Source organism: Nocardia sp. CWNU-33, assembly GCF_046764895.1.
GTDB lineage: Bacteria > Actinomycetota > Actinomycetes > Mycobacteriales > Mycobacteriaceae > Nocardia.
The window spans coordinates 215,113-236,319 of the sequence record NZ_JBKOQN010000004.1 but is presented as its reverse complement, the minus strand read 5'-3'; the positions used below and the strand labels follow the sequence as shown (position 1 = coordinate 236,319).

The 21,207-nt window shown below is 67.6% G+C and carries 16 protein-coding genes and 1 pseudogene; 3 read left to right on the top strand and 14 right to left on the bottom strand.

Annotated features, from left to right (window positions below):
- Positions 1-5: 5 nt before the first annotated feature.
- The 4 genes from ACLMAL_RS06985 to ACLMAL_RS06970 all read right to left on the bottom strand — a co-directional run bounded on the left by ACLMAL_RS06985 (position 6) and on the right by ACLMAL_RS06970 (position 5,251).
- Positions 6-2,156 (bottom strand): thioredoxin domain-containing protein, encoded by a 2,151-nt coding sequence (locus ACLMAL_RS06985; RefSeq protein ID WP_411998325.1) that lies wholly within the window; start codon positions 2,154-2,156, stop codon positions 6-8.
- Positions 2,157-2,769: 613 nt separating this feature from the next.
- Positions 2,770-3,546, bottom strand: coding sequence for a hypothetical protein (locus tag ACLMAL_RS06980; protein ID WP_411998324.1), 777 nt, complete (start codon positions 3,544-3,546; stop codon positions 2,770-2,772).
- Entirely contained in the window at positions 3,543-4,262 is a 720-nt protein-coding gene (locus ACLMAL_RS06975; RefSeq protein WP_411998323.1) for a hypothetical protein, read from the bottom strand. Before ACLMAL_RS06975 ends, ACLMAL_RS06980 begins: the two co-directional genes overlap by 4 nt.
- 83 nt (positions 4,263-4,345) lie before the next feature.
- Complete coding sequence (locus ACLMAL_RS06970; RefSeq protein ID WP_411998322.1) at positions 4,346-5,251, bottom strand: alpha/beta hydrolase; 906 nt, start codon at positions 5,249-5,251, stop codon at positions 4,346-4,348.
- A gap of 99 nt (positions 5,252-5,350) precedes the next feature.
- Here ACLMAL_RS06970 and ACLMAL_RS06965 point away from each other — a divergent pair, with 99 nt between their 5' ends.
- Positions 5,351-6,028 carry a TetR/AcrR family transcriptional regulator gene (locus ACLMAL_RS06965; protein WP_411998321.1) on the top strand — a complete coding sequence of 226 codons (678 nt, stop codon included), beginning with the start codon at positions 5,351-5,353 and terminating at the stop codon, positions 6,026-6,028.
- A 586-nt stretch (positions 6,029-6,614) separates the two neighbouring features.
- Here ACLMAL_RS06965 and ACLMAL_RS06960 read toward each other — a convergent pair.
- The 6 genes and pseudogenes from ACLMAL_RS06960 to ACLMAL_RS06935 form a co-directional block, all read right to left on the bottom strand.
- Positions 6,615-6,779: pseudogene (locus ACLMAL_RS06960) on the bottom strand (DUF255 domain-containing protein); the annotation flags it as partial.
- A gap of 331 nt (positions 6,780-7,110) precedes the next feature.
- Positions 7,111-8,538, bottom strand: a complete 1,428-nt coding sequence (locus ACLMAL_RS06955) for an MFS transporter (RefSeq protein ID WP_411998320.1) — start codon at positions 8,536-8,538, stop codon at positions 7,111-7,113.
- A gap of 100 nt (positions 8,539-8,638) precedes the next feature.
- Complete coding sequence (locus ACLMAL_RS06950) at positions 8,639-9,949, bottom strand: FAD-binding oxidoreductase (RefSeq protein WP_411998319.1); 1,311 nt, start codon at positions 9,947-9,949, stop codon at positions 8,639-8,641.
- A 417-nt stretch (positions 9,950-10,366) separates the two neighbouring features.
- Positions 10,367-11,581 (bottom strand): FAD-dependent monooxygenase, encoded by a 1,215-nt coding sequence (locus ACLMAL_RS06945; RefSeq protein ID WP_411998317.1) that lies wholly within the window; start codon positions 11,579-11,581, stop codon positions 10,367-10,369.
- A 52-nt stretch (positions 11,582-11,633) separates the two neighbouring features.
- A complete protein-coding gene (locus ACLMAL_RS06940) occupies positions 11,634-14,729 on the bottom strand; it encodes a BTAD domain-containing putative transcriptional regulator (protein ID WP_411998316.1) in 3,096 nt (1,031 codons plus the stop codon).
- Between the two features lie 45 nt (positions 14,730-14,774).
- On the bottom strand, positions 14,775-15,551 hold the full coding sequence (locus tag ACLMAL_RS06935; RefSeq protein ID WP_411998315.1) for an SDR family NAD(P)-dependent oxidoreductase: 777 nt from the start codon (positions 15,549-15,551) through the stop codon (positions 14,775-14,777).
- A gap of 477 nt (positions 15,552-16,028) precedes the next feature.
- Between ACLMAL_RS06935 and ACLMAL_RS06930 the strand changes: the two genes are divergently transcribed.
- A complete protein-coding gene (locus tag ACLMAL_RS06930; RefSeq protein WP_411998314.1) occupies positions 16,029-16,979 on the top strand; it encodes a LysR family transcriptional regulator in 951 nt (316 codons plus the stop codon).
- On the opposite strand, the gene ACLMAL_RS06925 is transcribed toward ACLMAL_RS06930, so the two are convergent.
- On the bottom strand, positions 16,931-17,833 hold the full coding sequence (locus ACLMAL_RS06925) for a serine hydrolase (protein WP_411998313.1): 903 nt from the start codon (positions 17,831-17,833) through the stop codon (positions 16,931-16,933). The two genes, ACLMAL_RS06930 and ACLMAL_RS06925, sit on opposite strands and share 49 nt — an antisense overlap.
- Positions 17,834-17,977: 144 nt before the next feature.
- Here ACLMAL_RS06925 and ACLMAL_RS06920 point away from each other — a divergent pair, with 144 nt between their 5' ends.
- On the top strand, positions 17,978-18,538 hold the full coding sequence (locus ACLMAL_RS06920) for a GyrI-like domain-containing protein (RefSeq protein ID WP_411998312.1): 561 nt from the start codon (positions 17,978-17,980) through the stop codon (positions 18,536-18,538).
- Positions 18,539-18,558: 20 nt separating this feature from the next.
- Here ACLMAL_RS06920 and ACLMAL_RS06915 read toward each other — a convergent pair whose 3' ends face one another.
- From ACLMAL_RS06915 to mca, 3 genes are all read right to left on the bottom strand, one after another.
- On the bottom strand, positions 18,559-19,794 hold the full coding sequence (locus ACLMAL_RS06915; RefSeq protein ID WP_411998311.1) for a TIGR03086 family metal-binding protein: 1,236 nt from the start codon (positions 19,792-19,794) through the stop codon (positions 18,559-18,561).
- A 150-nt stretch (positions 19,795-19,944) separates the two neighbouring features.
- Positions 19,945-20,226 (bottom strand): hypothetical protein, encoded by a 282-nt coding sequence (locus ACLMAL_RS06910; protein WP_328405945.1) that lies wholly within the window; start codon positions 20,224-20,226, stop codon positions 19,945-19,947.
- Positions 20,226-21,104: a mycothiol conjugate amidase Mca gene (gene mca, locus ACLMAL_RS06905; RefSeq protein ID WP_328405947.1), complete on the bottom strand. Its 879-nt coding sequence runs from the start codon at positions 21,102-21,104 to the stop codon at positions 20,226-20,228. The genes ACLMAL_RS06910 and mca overlap by 1 nt, the downstream gene beginning before the upstream one ends.
- Between the last annotated feature and the right edge of the window lie 103 nt (positions 21,105-21,207).

Sequence of the window (21,207 nt, the reverse complement as noted above, 5' to 3'; positions counted from 1 at the left end):
TTCGTTCACTGCCTGCCCAGGGCCGCCTGCACGTCCGTAGCGGTCCTGACCGGGAGGTCGCAAACCGAGCCGCGACACACGTACACCGCGACCGCGCCGTCGACCAGGGGGCGGTCGGCCAGCAGCGGCACCGAGTCCGGTTCGCCCGCAACGATTATCGAGCCGCCAGGGGCCGATTCCCGTGCGACCGAGAGCAATCTCCGCTCTTCCTGAAACTCGAGTGCGCCCGGCGCATCGAGCGACAATTCGCCGCCGCCGAGGTATGCACCGCTCGGACCGACGATCGCAACCTGGAGCGGACCGCGCAGCGCCGCCTCGGCGACTGTCAACCATTGCCCCGCCGAGCGTGGTGCGCGAGCGAGCACCACCGCGCCTCGGGTGAGGGTCTGGTCGGCCAGCTCGCGGTAGCGCACCGCGCGGATCGGATCGCTTGCGGCGCTTGCGGTCAGGAGTGCTTCGGCGAGCGCGGAGGCGCCCGCCGGGGTGGCGCCGTCGATCGGGTCGCGCGGGCGGGTGACCAGGATTTCCGCGTCGTCGGCGGTGTCGAACCAGCTGCCCGGCGCCGCCGGGTCGGCGAAGTGCTCGATGGCCTTGTCCAGCAGGCGTTGTGCGTCGGCGAGCCAGCTCGGTTCACCGGTGGCTTGGTGCAGGGCGAGCAGCCCGACAGCCAGCCATGCGTAGTCCTCCAGCACCCCGGGTGCTGTTCCGGCGACGCCACCGAGCGAGGCGCGCAGCACCCGGTCATCGACGACGTGCCGGCCGAGCAGATAGCGTGCGCAATGCGCCGCAGCCGCAACCCAATCGGGGCGGCCGTGCGCAGCTCCCGCTTCGGCAAGCGCAGTGATGGCCATCCCGTTCCATGCGGTTACCACTTTGTCGTCGCGCGCAGGCTGCGGGCGGCGGTCGCGGGCGGCGCGCAGCGTGGTTCGAATGCGCTCGAAGCGGGCGGGGGCATCCGGATCGACCGGCACCGCGGCCCTGATAGCGTCGGGATCGGTGTATCGGGTGAGGATCGAGGTGCCCTGCTCGAAGTTGCCCGCAGTGGTTACTCCGAAAACCTCTGCGGCCCAGGCACCGTCGGTGGGTCCGAGCTCGCCGATCAGTTCGGCGGGTGTCCATACATAGGTGGCGCCCTCGATCCCCGGCCCGCCCGGCTCCAGGTGGGTGTCGGCATCCAGCGCGGAGGCGAAACCGCCCTGTTCGGTGCCGAGATCATCGAGCAGGAAGCCTGCGGTCTCCTCCGTGATGCGCAACGCGAGCGGCCACGCGAGGACCGTTTCGCCCGACGCCAATCCGATCTGGCGCGCCAGATGCGCGTAGGCGCGCAACAATTGGGCGTTGTCGTAGAGCATCTTCTCGAAATGTGGTACCAGCCAGGCATCGTCGACGGAATAGCGCGCGAAGCCGCCGCGCAGCTGGTCGTAGATGCCGCCACGAGCCATCGCTTCTGCGGTGTGGGACACCGCCTCGAACACCGCGGGATCACCGGTGCGCTCCCAGCTTCGCAGCAACCCCTCCAGCAGCGCCGACGGCGGGAACTTCGGCGCACCACCGAAACCGCCGTGCTTATCGTCCACCTCGCGCAGCACCGCGGCCACCGCATGGTCGAGCAGTTCGGCGGTGACGCTGAAATCGCCGCCGGGCAGCCCGGCCGCCTGCGCCCGCAGCGCCTCGGTCACCTGCGCGGACGCCTTGTTCACCTCGTCGCGCCGGTTGAGCCAGGTGTCGGTGATCGCGGCGAGCAATTGGGTGAACGACGGCATGCCGCCACGGGGCAGCTTCGGGTAGTAGGTGCCGCAGTAGAACGGTTCACCGTCCGCGGTGAGGAAGCACGTCATCGGCCAGCCGCCCTGACCGGTCATGGCCACCGTGGCGTTCATGTAGACCGCGTCCAGATCGGGCCGCTCTTCCCTATCCACCTTCACGCACACGAAGTTCTCGTTCATCAGCGCCGCAGTCGCCTCGTCCTCGAAGGACTCGTGCGCCATCACGTGGCACCAGTGGCAACTTGCATACCCTACGGACAGGAGAATCGGTACATCCCTGGCCGCCGCCTCCGCCAAGGCATCGGCGTCCCATTGCCGCCAGTCGACCGGATTGTCGGCATGCTGACGCAGGTAAGGCGATGTCGCACTTTCCAATTGGTTCACAGCCATCGACCTCCTGTATCGAGCCGGCTCACAGCACGCTCCGCCCATTCGCCTCGACCTGAGAAACGCGGAGTTGTCAGAATGGCAAACTGTGTCCTGCCTCCACACCCGCAGACTACTGGGCCATCACATCTAGAGTAGTGCGCCATCACTTGATGAGGCAGACGGGCGAGTTGCCGCCTCCTCGACATCATCGATCCGAGTGGCACCTCAGTCCGCTTCGCTCCGACCGCCCACTGGGGTAATCAGGGATCCGTCGGGCAGGCCCGCGAGCTGTGCGAGGTCATCGAGCAGGAGTCACACCGGTATCTGTGGTTTGTCGGCGACTGACCACAGGGTCGTGGTCCGCGTAGCAGGAGATCATCCCGCCACCGAAATCGGTGTTGAAACCGGTGCCCCGGCGCCCGGCGTGGTAGGTGGTACGGCTCAGGCAGTGATCGCAGACCACGCAGGGGTAGCGGTCCTCGTAGATCGCCGGCCGCTCCCAGCGCGGACAGGGTTTCGAGCGCCACGCGGTGGGCCACCGAGAGTTCGCTGTCGGGGATGTTTCTGTTGGCATGTTCGGCTCGGCCGAGTGTTCGGCGATCACGGTGTCGATGATGGGTCCGCCCACCAACAGCTACCTGCCGGAGCCATTCGAGGAACCGCTCTTCAGGCCGCTCGCCGATCCGGACGGTAGACGGAGATTGGCGTCGGGAATACCGGTTCCGTCCTCGGCGAGCACTCCGCCCTGGCCGGCGTAGGGGCTTTGCCCGGGTGGTGCCTGCAGGGTGAGGAGGTATTTCCACCCGGAGTCGGCAAGTGCGGCGCCACCGCCGATCAGTGTCCCCGCGACGCCGCCGCCGGCAGCGAACGCCGCGATGGCTGCGGGGATGGTGGCCAGACAGGCCGGGCCGACCACCAAGCATGAACCGAGCCCGAGCACGGCACCCACGGCGGCACCGACCACTGCGCCTGCAAGACCGCCGATGCCCTGGTCGCGGCCGAGATCGATGGACAACTGGTTCAGCGCAAGCTGCTCCTCCAGCGGGGAGGCCACCGGTTCGAGCCCGGCTCGGTGAACCGCTGCGAGGTCTGGGGTCAGCGTCAGGGTGCGTCGGTCGTCGGAGATCCGCTCGCCGATCGTGAATGGGCGGTCGTTCACCTGAAACGTCAGCGGCAGGGTCCCCCGCAGTTGTCCGTGCGCGTCGACGATGCGCACCGTGCGCTGGTCTTGGGCCAGATCGAAGGTGGCGCTGTCGAGGTGGGTGACCACTGAGTTGCCCGACACCGTAGTTTGCAGCGTTGGCGGCACCGGGGGCTGGGCGTGTGCGGGCAGCGCCGCCACGGTGAGGGCACCAGCCGCTGCCAGAGCGGCGATGGCTGTTCGCGGTACGCCGCGATGTCCGGTGTTCACTGCGGTGTGCCCGGCAGGGGAGCGCCACCGGGTTTGCCCTGGGTCTGCTCGGCGTACTTGCTGGTTCCTGGCGGCGCATTGAGAATGGTGAGGTAGTCGAACGCCGCTGCGGTGCTGATGGGTCCGCCGGCGATGATGAGGCCGGTGATCCCGCCGGCCGCGGCAGCCAGGCTCATGATCGGCAGCACGGCGACGACGCAGCCCAGGCTCAACGCAACGCAGGCGGCACCGGAAATTGCGATACCGACGCCGATTCCGGCGATCGCGCCGAGAGCGGTGCCGATGAGAGTGCCGAGCGAGGTGCTGATACTCACCGCATTGATGAGGTCGTTCATCGCGAGCTGGTTCTCGACCGGGGACGCCACCGGACGCAGCGCAGTGCGGTCGAGACCGGTGGTGTCCGGCGTGATGGTCAGGGTGCGGCCGTCTCTGGAGATCTGATGGCGTAGCCCGAGCATTCGGCCGTCCAGGGAGTACGTCAGCGGCAGCGTGTCGAGGAGCCCGCCCGCGGCGTTGCGGACGGCGACCGAGCCGCCGGTGCCCGTGAGGGCGAAGGTGCCGTGGTCCAAAGTCGTCACCACGGACTGGTCGACCACCGCCGCGTGATAGGACGCGACCGGCTCGGGTTGATTTGGGCGTGCGTGTGCGGTAGCTGCTACCGAAACGGTGCTGGTAGCCGCGAGCGCGGCAATGAATGCAGATCGGCCGAATTTCATCAGTACTTCCTCGTCGAAGTTGATATGCGCGGCAGCCGGATGGCGGTGAGACCGCGAGAGCGGGAGATTCGCGATGTTGCTCGTCAGGCATTCGTGTCAGCGAGTTCGCGGATAGCGGCCGCGAGTGGTTTCCACGTGTTCTCGGGTAGTTCGTGTCCGGCTTCGGGCAGCAGGAGCAAACGAGAGCCGGGAATCCGCGACGCGATGACATGGGCAGTGCTGGGTTTGATCAAAGGGTCGTCTTCGCCGTGTACGACCAGGGTGGGCCGGGCGATCTCGGTGATAGCCGGACCACTCCATTGGGCCCCGATCTGCCGGCTCTGCGCCTCCTGGTCGTGAACCCCACTGTAGGAGTCGAGTTCCAACCTCGCTTGCACGACGGCCTCGTCGAATTCGCGGTTCGGGGAGGACAACAGTTTCACCACCGCAACACCCGCATCGACCGCGCCCTCCCGGGTGTCGGGGAACTTCACTCGAGCGAACTTCGCGAGCGTGCCCAACCGGATGTAGCGCAGTGTGCGCAGTCCGGCGGCGTCGCCTGGAACGGCAGCCACCGAGGTGAGGGAACGTACTCGATCGGGGTGCCGCAGAGCGACGCGCTGTGCTACCGCACCGCCAAGGGATACTCCGAGCACATGTGCCGAACTCCAGCCCAGTTCATCGAGCACCGCTATCGCGTCGTCGGCCATGTCTTCGGCGGTGTAGGCCTCACCGCGTCGCGCCAACAGTGCGGTGATCGGGTTCCGGCCCGCTGTCGGTGGCAGATGGGTCGATTCGCCGCCGTCGCGATGGTCGTATCGCGCCACGGCGAAACCGTGCTCGGCCAGCTGCTCGCAGAACCCCACGGGAATCCAGTACCGGTTGACGCCCAACCCGGTGACAACCAGCAGCGGTTCTCCACCGAGCTCCGGCATGAACTCATCGAACGCGAGGCGCACCGCCCCGTTCCGGGCCCATCGTCGCGGTCCCCATGCTTCAACGGGTGACATCTCGAACCTCCTAAATAGTGTTCATTGAACGCAGTTTTAGGATAGGGCACGACCGGCACCGGAGACCAGACGGGATGGCAAATGGCACAGTCCGGGAAAGTGAACCCCACAGTGTGGGAACGCACCGACGGCAGGCGCGGGCCGGCCCCGTCGCACAGCCGGGACGAACTCGCAGCTGCCGCGATCGAGCTGGCCGACCACGGCGGTTTGGCCGCTGTCTCCACACGCCGGATCGCGGAGAAGCTGGGCGTGAGCCAGTCAGCGCTGTACCGCTACGTGTCGAGTCGTGACGACGTGCTCGACCTCATGGTCGATACCGCTGCCGGTGAGATAGATCTCGAGATGTCGCCGAGCGGCGCGGTGATCGACGACCTCACCGCCTTGGCGATCCGAGCAAAGAGTGTCCACGTGAAATACTCGTGGCTGCTCGACATCCCCGTCGAGCCGCTACGTGTCGGACCGCACGGAATCCGATACCTCGAGTACGCGCTGCAGGCGATGACGACTGTCGATCTGCCCGGGCAGATCAAACTGCAAGCAATCGCAGCGCTCAACGCGCTCGTCCAACAGCTCGCTCGCGCCGAGGTAGGCGACCGGACAGCCAACCGGTCGCGTCGTACCGCCCAGGCGGCCTACCTCCACAAAACCGCCGAGGAAGGCGGCCATCCGCATCTCGCGGCAGCACTGTCGACCTCACACCACGACACCGACCCGCCGGGCGACATATTCGAGATCGTAATCCGCCGAGCCCTCAAGGGTTTACTGACGCCGGACTGAGGACACTACCCACCCACAAGCCCGCACGCATCCTCCCCGCACGGCCGGCCACTAACGTCAGGTGTCGTTTCGGCGCAGTGAGCAGCAGGTCAAGGTTTCGAGACACCCCGGCGAGACCCGGCCGGCGCGACTCGGTGGCTACCGTTTCCACGCATGGACATTGATGCAGAACCGGCCGCGGATCTCGCAACGCAGGAAGGCGGGGGCTGCAGACCGCAGTCGATTCGACGACCGATCTGCCAGGGAATCGGCGGCACCGGCAGTACAGCCTCGACCAGCTCGCCGGCAGCGGCCTGCGTTATGCCACCGCCCCGGAAGCCGAGGTCGGGGACCACACCTGGATCGCCCTGGTGGTCGGCACGCCACGCCCTCCGAGAGCACTCGCGCCGACTACGATTCGCGGGCCTGCGTCTCCTACGCGACAAACTCAGGTCGACCTTCGTCGGTGGCGTGGTCGTGAACCTCGGCCAACGGTCCTACACCTACGAGGATCGGCTCCATGAACTGCCGCTGGACCGACTGTGGACACCCTGATCCCTACAGAAATCTGCAACTACCTGCATAAATACAACTAGTAACCCTAAACCATCACATGGCACCAGTGGCAGGACGCGTACTCGATCGACAGCAGGATCGGCACATCCCGCGCCGCCGCCTCCGCCAAAGCCTCGGCATCCCACTCGCGCCAATCGACCGGGTTATCCGCGTGCTGACGCAGATAAGGCGATGTCGCATTGACCAATCGGTTCACCCTGCCAGCCTCCCACACCCGACAAGCACTCAACACGATCCGCACACCACCCCGCGCGGCCGATGACACACGACGCACGAACACTACCTAGCGCCCCGCCCATCCAAGTCTCGACTCGTGGGCCATCACATGGTGGCTCCGCAACAAACTGGGCAGCGCCTTCGTCGGCGGCGCAGTCATCAACCTCGGCCAGAAGTCCTACACCTACGAAGACAAGTTGCACGTCCTGCCCCTCGATCGACTGTGGACACCCCTCGACTGAACATGGCACCGCGTGGACCTCGACGATCACGTCCCCAACCGAGGCGCGGGGGGATTGTGGTGTAACGAGTTATGACTGGGTGAGGGCAGGCTGCCGCTGCGATGAAGTACCGGCAGCGGCGCGGTGCGCGGCCAGGGCGGCCGCCACACCCAGAGCGGCAATCGCGGCGAGACCGAGCTCGAGGAAACGGGCCGAGCGCAACGGGGAGGGTTCGCCGAGGTTCACCAACACGCCGGAGATGGCCGCGCCGAAGGCGGTGGCGATCAGCTGCACGGTGCCGATCGCGGCGGCAGCCTGCTGCGCTTCGGCCGGATCGGGGCTGCTGGCCATGACCGCCGCCGACAAGTGCGGCCACGCCAGGCCGATGCCCGCACCCGCGATCATCATGCACAGCACCCACACCAGCAGGGTGGACAGGCCCGCGTGGCGGATCTGTGTGAGAGCGCTGAGCGTCAGACCGACAGTCAGCACGACGGGACCCGCCAGCCGCAGGCGATCGACGGTGCTCGGCCGCTGCGCACCCGCGCTGAGGACCTGTGCCAGCGTCCAGCCCAATGATGCTGCCGCACCGACGAATCCGGCCGCCAGCGGGGCGAGCTCACCCAATTCCTGGGCGAAGAGCGGCACGAAGTTTTCCAGGCTGATACCAATCGCAACCGCGACCATGGTCAGGTAGATCCAGCGCAGCGGCGACCTTTTCACGAAGGTCAGGCGCGGCAGCACCGTCACCGCGGCGCGCCGCTCCCAGGCCAGGAATCCGGCCACGACCAGCAGCGCCGCCACGACACCGGCCGCGGTCCAGCCGCCGCGTGGCAGCACGCCGGCGACGCTGACCAGCGCAGCGGCCGCCATCAACAGCGTCAGCGACACCGCGGGAATCCGCTGCGCGTGACCGGATCTTCCGGTGCCGCGCAGCGCAATCGGCACGATCGCCCCGACCGATACCGTCAACACCGCAAGGCACGCGAACGCCAGCCGCCACGGCCCCAGCTGAGCGAACACACCCCCCAGCGCCGGGCCGACGAACGTCCCCACACCCCACATCGCCGACACCAGCGCCGCCGCCCGGGCGCGCAGCGCGGCCGGATACGCCTGGTGAATCACCGCGTACCCCAACCCCATCAGCAGGCCACCGCCCAACCCCTGGACCGCCCGGCCCACCAGTAGCAGCGACATGGACGGGCTCACTGTGCAGATCACGGTGCCGATCGAGAACAACCCGAACCCGGTCAGATACGACCCGACCGGACCGCGGGCGGCGAGCATCGCGCCCACCAGCGTCGACGACACGATCGAGGCCACCACGAAAACAGTCGTGGCCCAGGCCAAATAGCGCGCGCCACCGATCTCGCCGATCGCCGTCGGCAACAGGCTCGCAGTCACATAGCTACTGATGGCGTACAGGGCGGTGCCGCCGGCGAGCACGATCGTCACACCGAGACGGTCACGAGTCAACAGATCACCCCAACCGGCGTCGGAATCGGGCACAGAGCTCATCGGGTCTTCTCAATCTCACTAGTAGCAGCAGAAATACGGGACAGCAGCGGGAACCGCATGCCCGCCAAAAACGGCGGCCACGCCGGCCGCGGACCCGGTGTCAGCCCAGAACAGGGAAGTTGGCGCGAATAACGTTGTGCGGATCACGGTTTCGCTTGATCTCCCGCAACCGCGCCAGCGTGTCCGGGTCGAACGCCGCGGCGGCGGACTCACCGGGAGCGAGGAACGTATAGGGCTTGGTGCCGGTGATTTGCGTCCCGAGCGCGTCGGTGATCTCCTCGAACCGGCCACGGATATCACCGAGCAGCTGCGGCAGCCCGAGTCCGAGCAGGTACAGCGCGTAGGGTTCGGTAACCGCGCCGCGCGCACCGCCGTCCGGCCGGTCCTGGGCGAGCGCGCCGCCCAGGCCACGGATCTGCACATTGAGCAGCGGCGCGACGGGTGCGTCGATGAGCGTCTTCACCACCGCGTCGTCAAGTTCGGTGAGCAGTTCCCCACGCGAGAGCGACGGGCTGGGGTCGGTGGGTTCGGCGGTGATTTTGCCGATCTCGGCTGGGCTCAGTTCGCCGCGGGTGTCGGCGATGACGCCGTCGATCGCGTCGAGCTGGCTGGTCAGATGGCGTCCCTCGGCGGGATCACCGAGGTAGGCGAAGTCGATGGCGACGGTCGGCGCGGCGCCTGGAATCTGGTAGCGCTGCAACCACACCGACAGCTCGGCGGGCGCGTCGGTGGTGAGTTCGGTGAACAGGTCGAAGATCTCGCGGGTGCGGTCGGCCGACCACATCACCCGCCCGCCGTAGAGCCGCGGCAGCGCGAACAACTCGAACTCGAGACCGGTGACGATCGCGAAGTCGCCACCGCCGCCGCGCAATGCCCAGAACAGGTCCGGATCGGAATCGGCGGTGACTCGCTGCGGCCGCCCGGAGGCATCGACGATCTCGACGGCGCGTACCGCGTTCGCGGCCCACCCATACTTTCGGGCGAACCAACCGAAACCGCCGCCCAGGGTATATCCGGTCACACCCACGACCGGGTTGCTCCCGGCCAGCCCCGTGAGCCCGTGCCCGGCCGCCGCGGCCTGCACCTGACCCCACGCCACGCCACTGCCGACCCGTGCCACGCGCCGCTCGGCGTCGATGTCGATGCTGTCGAAGCGCGCAGTGCGGACCAGGATCGCGCCGTCGATATCGCCGGTCGCACCATGCCCGGTCGGCTGCGTCACCACGGCACGACCCGCCCGTTGGGCGTACTCGAGCACCGCTGCCACATCGAGTGCGTCGGCCACCTCGACAACGCCGGCCACCGACTGCGCGACTGCGGTGTTCCACGGCTGCGCCGCCTGATCGAAATCGGCGTCGCCCGGCAGGAGCACACCGCCACGGACCGCGGTGCGCAAGTTCTCGATAGACATTCTCAATCCTCATTCATCATTGTCGTGCTGGGTTGTCTACTGGTCGACGAAATAGGGCCCGCCGGTGTGACACGAGATCCTCGCCAACGAAGTGACATCGCTTACTCGTTGCCGGGTGTCGATGGTGCGTCGACCGTCTTGTCTTCGGACTTGCGCCCGGCGTGGCCTCCGAGACTACGAAGTGCGGCGCATCTGCGCTATCCGACAAGTGCCCTAGGTCCTTCCTGATTTGCTGCACCATTGCTTAACCGGATCAGTTGGGCACATGCGGTACGGCCGAGCGCTCGAGGAACGGCGGATCAGCACACTGGTGAGCCACGCTGAAGCCGGCCAGAGCGCTGCCCTGGAAATCGTGACCGCAGCGGGTGGGGGAAAGACATCGCGTGAAGTACCGGGTACCGACATGACCGAGCACGATCAATAGTCCGCCAGGGTGATGGCGTTGGCGGCGCGCTCGATCGGTTTGATGATGGGGCGCAGGGCCAGGCCCTTCCAGGGCATGTGGCGGAGCATGCGGAGCATGGTGGTCTGGGTGCGGATAGCGCGGCGGTCGGTGGCGACCATCTGGGTGGCGTTGGACCAGCCGAGGGTTTGGTTGCGGGAGATGTAGTCGCTCATGGCTTCCTGGTAGCGGGGGAAGGCGGCGTCGTGGTCGCCCCTGGCCGCACGTAGTTCACCGGCCAGGACGTATGCGCCGACCAGGGCCATGCTGGTGCCTTGGCCGGACAGGGGGGACGGGCAGTAGGCGGCGTCACCGACGACGGCCACGCGGTTGTCCCACCAGTGGTCGAGGTGGATCTGGCTGACGGTGTCGAAGTAGAAGTCAGGGGATTCGGGCATGGCGCGCAACAGGTTCGGGGCTTCCCAGCCCGCGTCGGCGAAGGTTTCCATGACGAGGCGCTGTTGGGCGGCGATATCGCGGCGGTCGGGGAGCTGGTCGGGGGCCGGGAAAATGAACTGGGCCTTGGCGGTGGTGTGCTGGGTACTGTAGAGCTGGACGACCTTGCCGGGGGTTGGGTGGACCAGTTCCCAGCGGTCCAGGCCGAGGTCGTTGGGGACCGAGAACGCGCAGACCGCCATGCCGGTGTGGCGGGCGAACTGCTCCTCGGGACCGAAAGCAATGCGACGCACGGCCGAATGCATGCCGTCGGCACCGATGACCAGGTCGAAGACGCGCGGGGCGGCATTGTGGAAGCCGATGGTGACACCGTCGGCGTGCTGGGTCATATTCGTGATCGAATCGCCGAACAGGTACTCGACATCGCCCTTGGTGGCATCGAAGAGGATGCGGGCAAGGTCGCCGCGCAGCACCTCGTCATCGCCGGGCGAGCGCAGGCCGATCAGCTCGGGGCCCAGCGTGGCGAGGGCCTTGCCGGACGCGTCGACCCAAGCGCCGCCGCGCATATCGGTGGAGGCTTGGCGCAGCTGCGGCATGAGGCCCATGCGCTCGACGACATCCATTGCCACACCGCGGATATCGACCTTGTAGCCGCCCTCGCGCAGCGTCTGCGACTGCTCGACGATGGTGACGGTGAAGCCGTAGCGGGTCAGCCAGTAGGCGAGGGCCGGACCGGCGATGCTCGCGCCGGAGATGAGGACGGTCTTGTTGGTGAACTGCTGTGTCTCGGTCATGGAAAGTAGCTTCGCGGGGGTCGCTCACCGTGCCCTGACCATCGGCTCACCGTCACTCACCGACCAGTGCGGCCACCTCCTCGACGGGGTATCCGCGGCCCTTGCGGTAGGCCGCGAGGAATCCGGATTCGCCCAGTTCGGAGCGGGTTTCGACGGTGATGCGGGCGACCTCACCAGCGCCTTCGGAGCACAGACCGCGCAACGTTTCGGCGGCACCGAGCAGTTGGGCCGCACGCTCCACATCGCCGCACGTGGCGGCCACTCCGGCCAAGCCCTCGACGGCCGTGGCCGCCACCGGTCGCAGATGGTGGCGGTGTGCGAGTTCGAAGGCCCTGCGATGTGTGGCGCGTCCCGCCTCCAGGTCGCCTTCGGTGACGGCGACCCAGCCCAGACCGATGAGCGCGCGGGCCCGGGCCTCGGTCGCGCCCACCGGGCCTTCGGATGCCAGGTTCAGGGCCGCGGTGTATCGCTCGCGAGCGCTCGACAGGTTTCCGCCGGCGCGGTCCAGATCGCCGAGCCCGCGAATCGCATTGGCGTGCATATCTGTCGCGCCCACCGAGCCGGACAGTTCGGCGGCGCGTTCGTAGGCGGCGCGGGCGGCGGCGGGGTCGCTGCCGGCCAAGATGTCACCACGGCGGTTGAGCAGATCGGCGGTGTCGTCGACGGTGCCCAGCTCGGTGTAGCGCTCCACGGCCTCATCGATCAAGGCCAAGGCGGCCGGTCGATCGCCGCGCCAGTCGGCAACCGCCGCGAGTTTGTCCAGCGCCGTGGCGATCGCCCAGCGGTCGCCGGTTATGCGGAAACCGTCTAGGGCACCGTGGAATTCAGCCTCGGAGTCGAGAATGCGCCCGGACATGAGCAGGCGCAGCCCATCACCCAATCGGAGGAAAGCCTGCGACCACGAGTCAGGCCCGAAGAGCAGTCGCGAACGATCCGGATCGACGGTTGCCATACCGCCCGCGATGGCGAGCAGAAACACCAGATGCGGTCGCCGCAAAGGGGTTCGGGATTCCGATACCGCCGCAGCCGCGCGTTCGATCGCCGCTCGCGACTCGCCGCCGGCCCGCGCCGCCACTGCCGCGCACAGCGCGTACTCCTCGACGGACGTTGAATCAAGTTGGGGCAGTAGATGTTCGGCTATTTCGACCGCGTCGCCGGGCCGACCGTTCAACCACCAGTACCACGCCTGGGCAGCGATGAGCCGTTGCGCCAGCGGCGGATCGGTACGCACCGCCCAGTGCAGCGCCGCTTGCAGATTGCCGTCATCGGCGGCCAGCCGGGCCAGCCAATCCAGCTGGTCGGCCCCGCGCAGCAGCGGGTCGGCTCGCTCGGCGAGGTCGGTGAAATACCGAGCGTGCGCGTCGAGCAGCCGCTCATGCTCGCCCGAGTCGATCGCCTGCCGCCGCGCGAACTCGCGAATGGTCTCCAGCATTCGATAGCGGCCGCCGGTCACCTCCACCAGCGATTTGTCGGCCAGATCGTCGAGCAGTTCATCGGCATCGTCGATATCGCAGACATCGCGCGCGGTTCGCGCGGTGGCTCCGCCCGCGAAGACCGAGAACCGTTGGGCCAGTAGCCGTTCGGCCGGGGCCAGGAATTCCCAGCTCCACTCGACCACCGCCTGCAAGGTGCGATGGCGGGGCTCGACGGTACGGTCACCGCGGGCGAGCAGCCGGAAGCGGTCGCCGAGGCGCGCGTCGATCTCGCCGAGATCGAGAGTGCGCAGCCGGGCGGCGGCGAGTTCGAGGGCCAGCGGCAATCCGTCGAGGCGGGCGCAAACGCGCCGGACGACGCCGATCGTCGCGGCATCCACGGCAAATCCGGGTCGCGCGGCGGCGGCGCGATCGGCGAACAACCGGACGCCGGCGCACTCGAGCTGCTCGGCCAATGCGGCATCGGCCGCGGCGACGGGTAGTTGCCCGACCGGGAAAACGGTTTCGCCGGTGATCCGCAAGGGTTCTCGGCTAGTGGCCAGCACGCGCAAACCAGGGCAGTCCAGCAGCAGCCGGTGCAGCAGGCGTGCGGTGTCGAGAATCAGGTGCTCGCAATTGTCGAGAATGATCAGCTGCGGTCGTTCGGCGAGCATCGCGCGTACGCGGCTCTCGATATCGCGGGGCTCCCCCGGGGTGTGCCCGGCGCTCTCGCGCCCACCCAACGCCGCGGCCACCGCCTGGACCACCTGCGCCCCATCCACCAGCGGGGCCAGATCCACGAAGCACACCGGCCCCTCGGTGCGAGCGCCCGCTTCCAAGGCCAACCGCGTCTTGCCGGTCCCGCCCGGACCGGTCAGCGTCACCAGCCGGGACTGCGCGAGCAGCAGCGCTACCCGCGCCAATTCCGCATCGCGCCCGAAGAATCCGGTGAACGGCGTGGGCAGCCGCCGGACCGCGCGTTCGGGTGCGGCATCCGCACGCAGGATCGCCAGATGCGCCTGCGCCAATTCCGCCGAGGGGTCGGCACCCAGTTCCTCGGCGAGCAGCTCCCGCCCCTCCTCGAACAGCGCCAGTGCCTCCCCCTGCCGCCCCGCCCCGTACAGGGCCCGCATCAGCAAGGCCCGTGCCCGCTCTCGAAGCGGGTGCGCCGCAACCATTTCGGGCAGGGTGGCCAGCGCTGCCCGGTGATCGCCCAGCGCCACCGCCGCCTCCGCGCGATCCTCCAGAGCCGCGAGCCGCGCCTCGGTGAGGCGAACAGTCTGCACCGCGGCGAAGGGCGCATCCGCCACATCGGCAAGGGCCGGGCCGCGCCACAGCCGCGCGGCCTCGTCCAGCAACACGGCAGCGGTGGCGAAATCCTTGTCGTGCACGGCCTTTCGACCGTCCTGAGTGAGTTGGACGAACCGATGCGCATCGACGTCGCGCGGCGCTACCGCCAATCGATACCCGGCAGCCGAGGACTCGATGATCTCCTCGGTGCGGCCCGCTCTGCGCAGTGCACCACGCAGCCGCGACACCTGCGCCTGCAGGGCATGCCCGGCATTGGCCGGTGGCAGCTCCCCGTAGAGACCATCGATCAACCGATCTCGCGACACGACGCGGCCGGCGTCGAGCGCCAGCAGCGCCACCAGCGCTCGCACCTGCGGGCCGCCGACCGCGATCGGACTCCCGTCGGCGAGGCGGACTTCGATGGGACCGAGGATTCCGAACTGCACGGTTCACAGTATGCCCGCGCATTCTCCTAGCTACCGGTTGGACGGCTACTGGGCACCGATGGCCGGGCTGATGGCGGTGCCGCCGCTCACATCGACCACATTGGCGGTGATCCAGCGGGCATCCTCGGAGGCGAGGAAGGCCACCACATCGGCGATATCTGCGGGCTGCCCCACCCGTCCCAGCGCGGTCATGGCACTGATGCTGGCCCGCACCTGCGGATTGCCATCGAGGAAGGCGGCCATCCCCTCGGTCTCGGTCGCACCGGCGGCCACCGCGTTCACGGTGATACCGCGCGGACCGAGCTGTACCGCGAGGGTTTTGGTGAGCACATCGATCGCCCCCTTGCTCATGGCGTAAGCCACCTGTGACGGGGCCGCCACCCGCGGTGCGCACGAGGAGATATTGACAATGCGACCGCCATCGCGCAGCAGCGGCATCGCCTGCTGCGAAATGAACAGCGGCGCGGCTACATTCACTGCGAAGAGGCTGTCCACCGCCGCCGGGGTCAGTTGCTCGATCGAGCCGTTGCCACCGCCGCCGCCCGCATTGTTCACCAGAATGTCCAGCCGTCCGTCCGGCAGGCTCTTCGTCAGCTCGGCGAACAGCACGTCGATTCCGGCGGGCGTGCTCAGGTCGGCGCGGATGGCGAACGCCTGCCCACCCGCCGCGCCGATTTCCGCGACGGTCTTCGCTGCCGCTTCGTCGTCGTGTCCGTAGTGCACCGCGACCACCGCGCCGTTCGCCGCCAACCGCAGGGCGATGGCGCGGCCGATTCCGCGAGAAGCGCCGGTGACGAGGGCGGACTTACCGATCTGAGACATTGGAACTCCTGTGCTCGGGTTTGTTTCCTTGACACAGACGTTCGCCGACCGCTCTCACCAAAGCCTCACCGTGTGCTCACGGACGGTGATTTCGCCCAATCGCCCGATCGCGGAGGATGAGCGGGACCATACCTACTCAGCAGTCTGGACCGATCCAGACCGAATCTCTCAATTCGCAACGAACCCGGGAGGCCGGTCATCATCGGGATGAAGGCCGCACAATCGCTCGGCCACGATCGGAACCGACTCCTCAGAGTGCACCGGTGAATTCCAGCCATGCTGCCAGACAACAACTCCCGGCCCTATCGGTCAGATGCCCCCAGTTCGCGTATAGGAGACACGCTCTAGGCAGCCGTGGCGCGTTCACGTTGGTCGCCGCGGCCTCGACGCTGACGAACTCGTTCGCTCCGGGGAGTGTGCCGCCCCTTGCGAGCGAGCTGATCGCAATACCGATATCGAAACCGATATCGTCGCAGCGTGGATCCCCTGCGCCAACTGCGGTATTTCATCGCCGTCGCCGAAGAACTGCATTTCGGACGCGCGGCGGAGCGCCTCGGCATCGCCCAGCCACCGCTGAGTCAGCGGATCCGCAAACTCGAGGCCGACCTCGGTGCGCGACTGTTCGATCGCGACAGTCGCCGGGTAGCGCTCACCGAGGCCGGGCAGATTCTGCTCGCCGAGTCCCGCGATCTGCTCGCGCGCTGGGAGCGGACGACAGCGCTCGTCGGCAAAGCGCATCGGGGCGAGATCGACGCCTTACGCGTCGGGGTGCCGCCCGAGCTGGCCGGGCGGGTGCTTGCCGCGGTGCTGACCGCATTCGAGAGCCGTGACATCCGGGTCGACCTGCAGGAGCTGTCCACCGCCGAGCAGGTCCGATTGCTGGCCGACCGGCAACTCGACGCCGGTCTGTTGCAGCATCCGGTCGACATGATCGGCCTGGAAACGGGACCAGCGGTGGACACGCCGCTGGGCGTGGTTTTGCCGCGGGATTCACCGCTGGCCGTGCGTTCCTCGCTCACCCTCGCCGACCTGGCCGGGCATGGACTGGTGATCTTTCCGAGAGCCGCGGCGCCCGGGCTGTACGACGCGACGCTGCGCACCTGCTGGGACCACGGTTTCCGGCCGACGTCGGTGCAGCACGCCCGCAATCCCGAGTTCGTACTCGGCATGGTGCTGTCCGGCCGCGGCGTGGCCTTCGACCAGGGCATGGTCGCGCAAAAGGAACCGCGGGTGGTCTGGCGCCCCTTGCCGGAAGGAACATTGAGCTGGCGACTGTCGCTGGCATGGCCCGCTACGGCACCGCATCCGCTGGTGCGTGAGCTCGCCGAGCTGGTCGCGAATGTGGTGCAGGGTGACGGAGCTTCCCGCCCCGCACCTGTTCAGGAAATACCGCAGCGTCCATGGAATGTGGTGTACGGCAGGCCGTGAACAATGTTTTCGATCGCGTGCTTCGCCGCCGCGCCGATCGCACGGTCCACCTCGGGCAACCGTTGTTCGAGGGTGTCGGCCCTGGTGAAAACCGCCACGGCGTAGCGACTTCCGCCGGGATATTCGACGACGCCGATCTCATTGCGAACGCCGGGCAGTGTGCCGGTCTTGGCCCAGAGTCGCACCTCGGGCGGAAACGCCGCGGCGAGGCGGTGCCAGTTGACCTGTTGACGCATGAGATCGCGCACCCATCGGCAGGTCTCGGCGGTGCCTGCCCGATCCACGCCGATGAGCGTGAGCAGCTCGGTCATTTCGCGCGGCGTGCTCGCGGTGGTCCGAAGCGGATCCAGGGCGCGGGTGCCGAGGACCTCGGCGGCACTCAGCGCGGGAAACCGTGCGGCGAAGTCGATCGGGTCGCGGGCTCCGATGTCCTCGGCCATGGTCTGCACGATGTGCCGTGGCGACCCGACGATCCGAGTGCCGGTGAGTCCGAGCTCGCGCACGAGCGAGCGCACATTGTCGAGGCCGATCCGATCGAACAGCAGATCGGCCGCGGTGTTGTCGCTGAGCGCGAGGGCGAAGAACGCGGCATCGCGCAAACTCAACTCGACATCGTCCACGCATCCCGCCGTGCCGACGCCGCCGAGCCGGTCCCGTGCGGCAGCACGCACCCGATCGGCCGGGTCCAACTGCCCCGCGGCGACCTGGCGGGCGAACTCCAACACCAACGGCACCTTGACCACCGACGCCAGCACCACCGGCTCGTCGGCGCCGAGGCCCACCGCACCGCCGCAGTCGAAACACCTGGCGTGCACCCAGCCTCGTACACCGACCTTCCGGAAGAACTCGTCCACGACAGCCAGCATTCACGGTGGGCTCGGCAACGCGGCAACCCGCCCGCACCATTCGAACGACGCGCCGAACCCGCGTCTTGACTCTCCCGTCGTTGGAGGGTCCACGCTGGCCACCAACAGGCAATTCGACAGGAGGACCCGCTGGTGAAGATCGATCTGGCCAAGACCGACAAGCACTACTACGACGCGTCACGAGATCCAGCTCTGCGCACGTTCGACGCCTACAACTACGTGACGGTCACTGGTTGCGGCGCACCCGCGGGCCCGGCATACAGCGACGCCGTCGCGGCGTTGTATCGCGCCGCCTACGGCGCCAAGAAGCTCGCCAAGGCCGCGGCCCAGGATTTCGTGGTACCAAAACTGGAGGGCCAGTGGTGGGTGGAATCGGACGAGCCGCCGCTGTCGGTGCCGCGCGAGCAGTGGCACTGGAAGTTGCTGATCCGCATGCCCGAGGTCGTCACCGCGGACATGGTGACCGGTGCGAACTTCGAGGCACTGACCGAGGGCGAGGCGATCCAGGTGATGCACGTCGGCCCCTATGCGTCCGAACCCGAGACCCTGGCCCGCATGGAGGCGTTCATGACCGCGGAAGGGCTGGCGATGAACGGCCTCCATCACGAGATCTACCTCTCCGATCCACGCAAGTCGGCAGGCGCGACCACCAAAACCATCCTGCGCCACCCGGTTCGCCGCGTCGGCGACTGACCGGGGCTACCGCGGTGTGCTCACCACGTCCGGCCGACGTAGCCGAGTAGCCGTCGATGGGCGGGTGCGTCGGCGGCTACGGCGACCTCGTTGTCGAACATCCCCGGCTTGCGGAAGCCGTCGATGCCGCCCATCGCCTGCATGGTGGCGAGCAATTCGGCGCACAACTCGTCGTCCGCGAGATCCGGCCGATGCACGCCGAGCGCGAGGTCGACGCCGTGCACCACCAGTTCGGTGAGGTGGACCGTCGCCGCGGCCCGGCCCGGCAGGTCACCCAGCGAGAGGTGCACCGTCCCCGTCAGTGCGTCCGGGCGATGCCATGCGGCACGATCCACCTCCGCGGCCGCGGCGTAAGCGCCCTGTGGATCGATGCCGAGCCAGTCGTCTTCGTGCTCGGCGCCCGCATCCGTACCGCTCAGCGCGGCGGCGAACAGGTGTATGCCGCCGACGACATGATTCAGCACCTCGCGCACATCCCAATCCTGGCACGGGGTCGGCGCGACGAGCCGGTCGTCGTCCACCGTGGCGACGATCGCCCCCGTCATGTCCAGGGCGCGGTCGATCTGGTCGATCACAGAATCCATCGTCTTCCTTCGGTCGGCGGGGTTCGCTTGAATGAGTAGCACACCGGGCCGACATCCAAACCGCGACCAGCACAGACGGGCGCGTCGAAAACCCCATCGCCGCGACCGAATTCGAATCGCCGAGGCCGGGTACCCCGCGATATCTCGGTCAGCCGACGGGACCTGCCCGCCGATCATCGCCCTGAAGCGCAGCGCCTCCGGCAGTGGCTTCGGATCGCGCTGCGCTGGTGCGCGCAACGCCCATGACACGAAGGTCGGTCCCGCGAACACCAACGGAGAGATCCACTTCGGGGCCGGGTCGCCGACCGCGAAGTGCGATGCGGCCGCGCCGGCGTAGACGAAGACCAGCCCCGCGTATGCCCATTCCTCGAGCCGCGGAAAGCCGGGAACCAGCGTGGCTCCGACCGCGGCGAGCTTGGAGACGCCGAGGATGGTGGCGAAGTACATCGGATACTGCAGATCGGCGAAAGTATCCACAACGTAAGGGATTCGGGCCAGATCCCAGTAGGAGCCGACCACCGATTCGGTGAGGACAGCGCCCGTCGAGACGGTGAAAACGGCGAAACGCGCACGCGAGGCAAGCGTTTCGCCCGCTACAGAGCTCAGGAGAGCGGTGATTCGATTCGAGCCGGTGGGAGTCGAAGCGGCTTGGGAGTCAACCGTGATCGTCATGCCATTACCTTCAGGCCGCCGATCCACACCGGATGCACCGCTCGGGTGTGGTGGCTCGTGCCGCGACTACTTCAATGACGAGGTAGGACCTGCGAATGTTCACAACGGCCGCCCGCTCGGTGCGGACGGCCGTTGTGACAGGCGGAAGCCTCAGGTTTTGTCGGCCTTGCCGTCGGGCTCGGCGATCTCGGTGGCATCCTCGGACACCCGCCGGGTGATACCGGGCTCGGTGCCCTCGTCGGCCTCCTGATCCGGCTCGGGATGCTCCGGCTCGAAGGTCGGGGGCAGATTCTTCAAATGCCGGTTCATCGAACGCACCAGCAGCACCGTGCCTGCGAGCAGGATCAGGATGATGACCAGCCCGAGCGGCGACGCCTTACCGAACTCTGGCCCGGTCGGGGTGCCAGGAGACTGCGCGAGCAGGGCGAGCATCACAGATCCTCGATGCCTGCGAACAGGTCGTTCTCGGGGATCGCGGTGCGCACCTTCGTCTTGGCCAGCTCGAATTCCTCGGTGGGCCACACCCGTTGCTGCATCTCCAGCGGAATCGCGAAGAAAGCACCGTTCGGGTCGATCTGGGTGGCGTGTGCACGCAAGGCGTCGTCACGCTGTGGGAAGTATTTGGCGCATTCGATCTGCGTGGTGACCCGCGACATCACATCACCGCGCTCGACGGCGTACTTACGAATCCGATCCAGCCACTCCTGCATCGGGAACGGTTCGCCGATCCGCTCGAACTCCGCGGCGAACGCCTCCATCCGCTGCAGGCTGAACCCGTGGTCGTAGTACAGTTTCAGCGGCGTCCACGGCTCGCCGGCATCGGGGAACCGCTCCGGGTCACCCGCGGCCTCGAACGCGGCTATCGAGACGTCGTGGCACCGGATGTGATCCGGATGCGGGTAGCCGCCGGTCTCGTCGTAGGTCGTCATCACATGCGGCCGGAACTCCCGCACCACCCGAACCAGCGCCTCGGTGGCTTCTTCCAGCGGAACGAGCGCGAAGCAGCCCTCCGGCAGCGGCGGCAGCGGATCGCCCTCGGGCAGACCCGAATCGACGAATCCCAGCCAGGTCTGACGCACCCCGAGCGCGGCGGCCGCCGCGGCCATCTCCTCGCGCCTGACCTCCTCGATCCGGTCGAGCACGCCGGGGATGTCCATCGCGGGATTGAGGATACTGCCGCGTTCGCCGCCGGTCAGCGTGACGACGAGGACCTCGTTTCCTTCGTCGGCATAGCGTGCGGTCGTCGCGGCACCCTTGCTCGATTCGTCGTCAGGGTGGGCATGGACCGCCATGAGGCGAAGGCCACTCACGTCTCGTTCACCTCATCGCTCTCGCTCGCGGGTGCTTGGGCTTCGTTCCCTATAGTTCCATTCGACAGACTTTTGTTCCGACGTACCCCCCGGGAGCGACCAC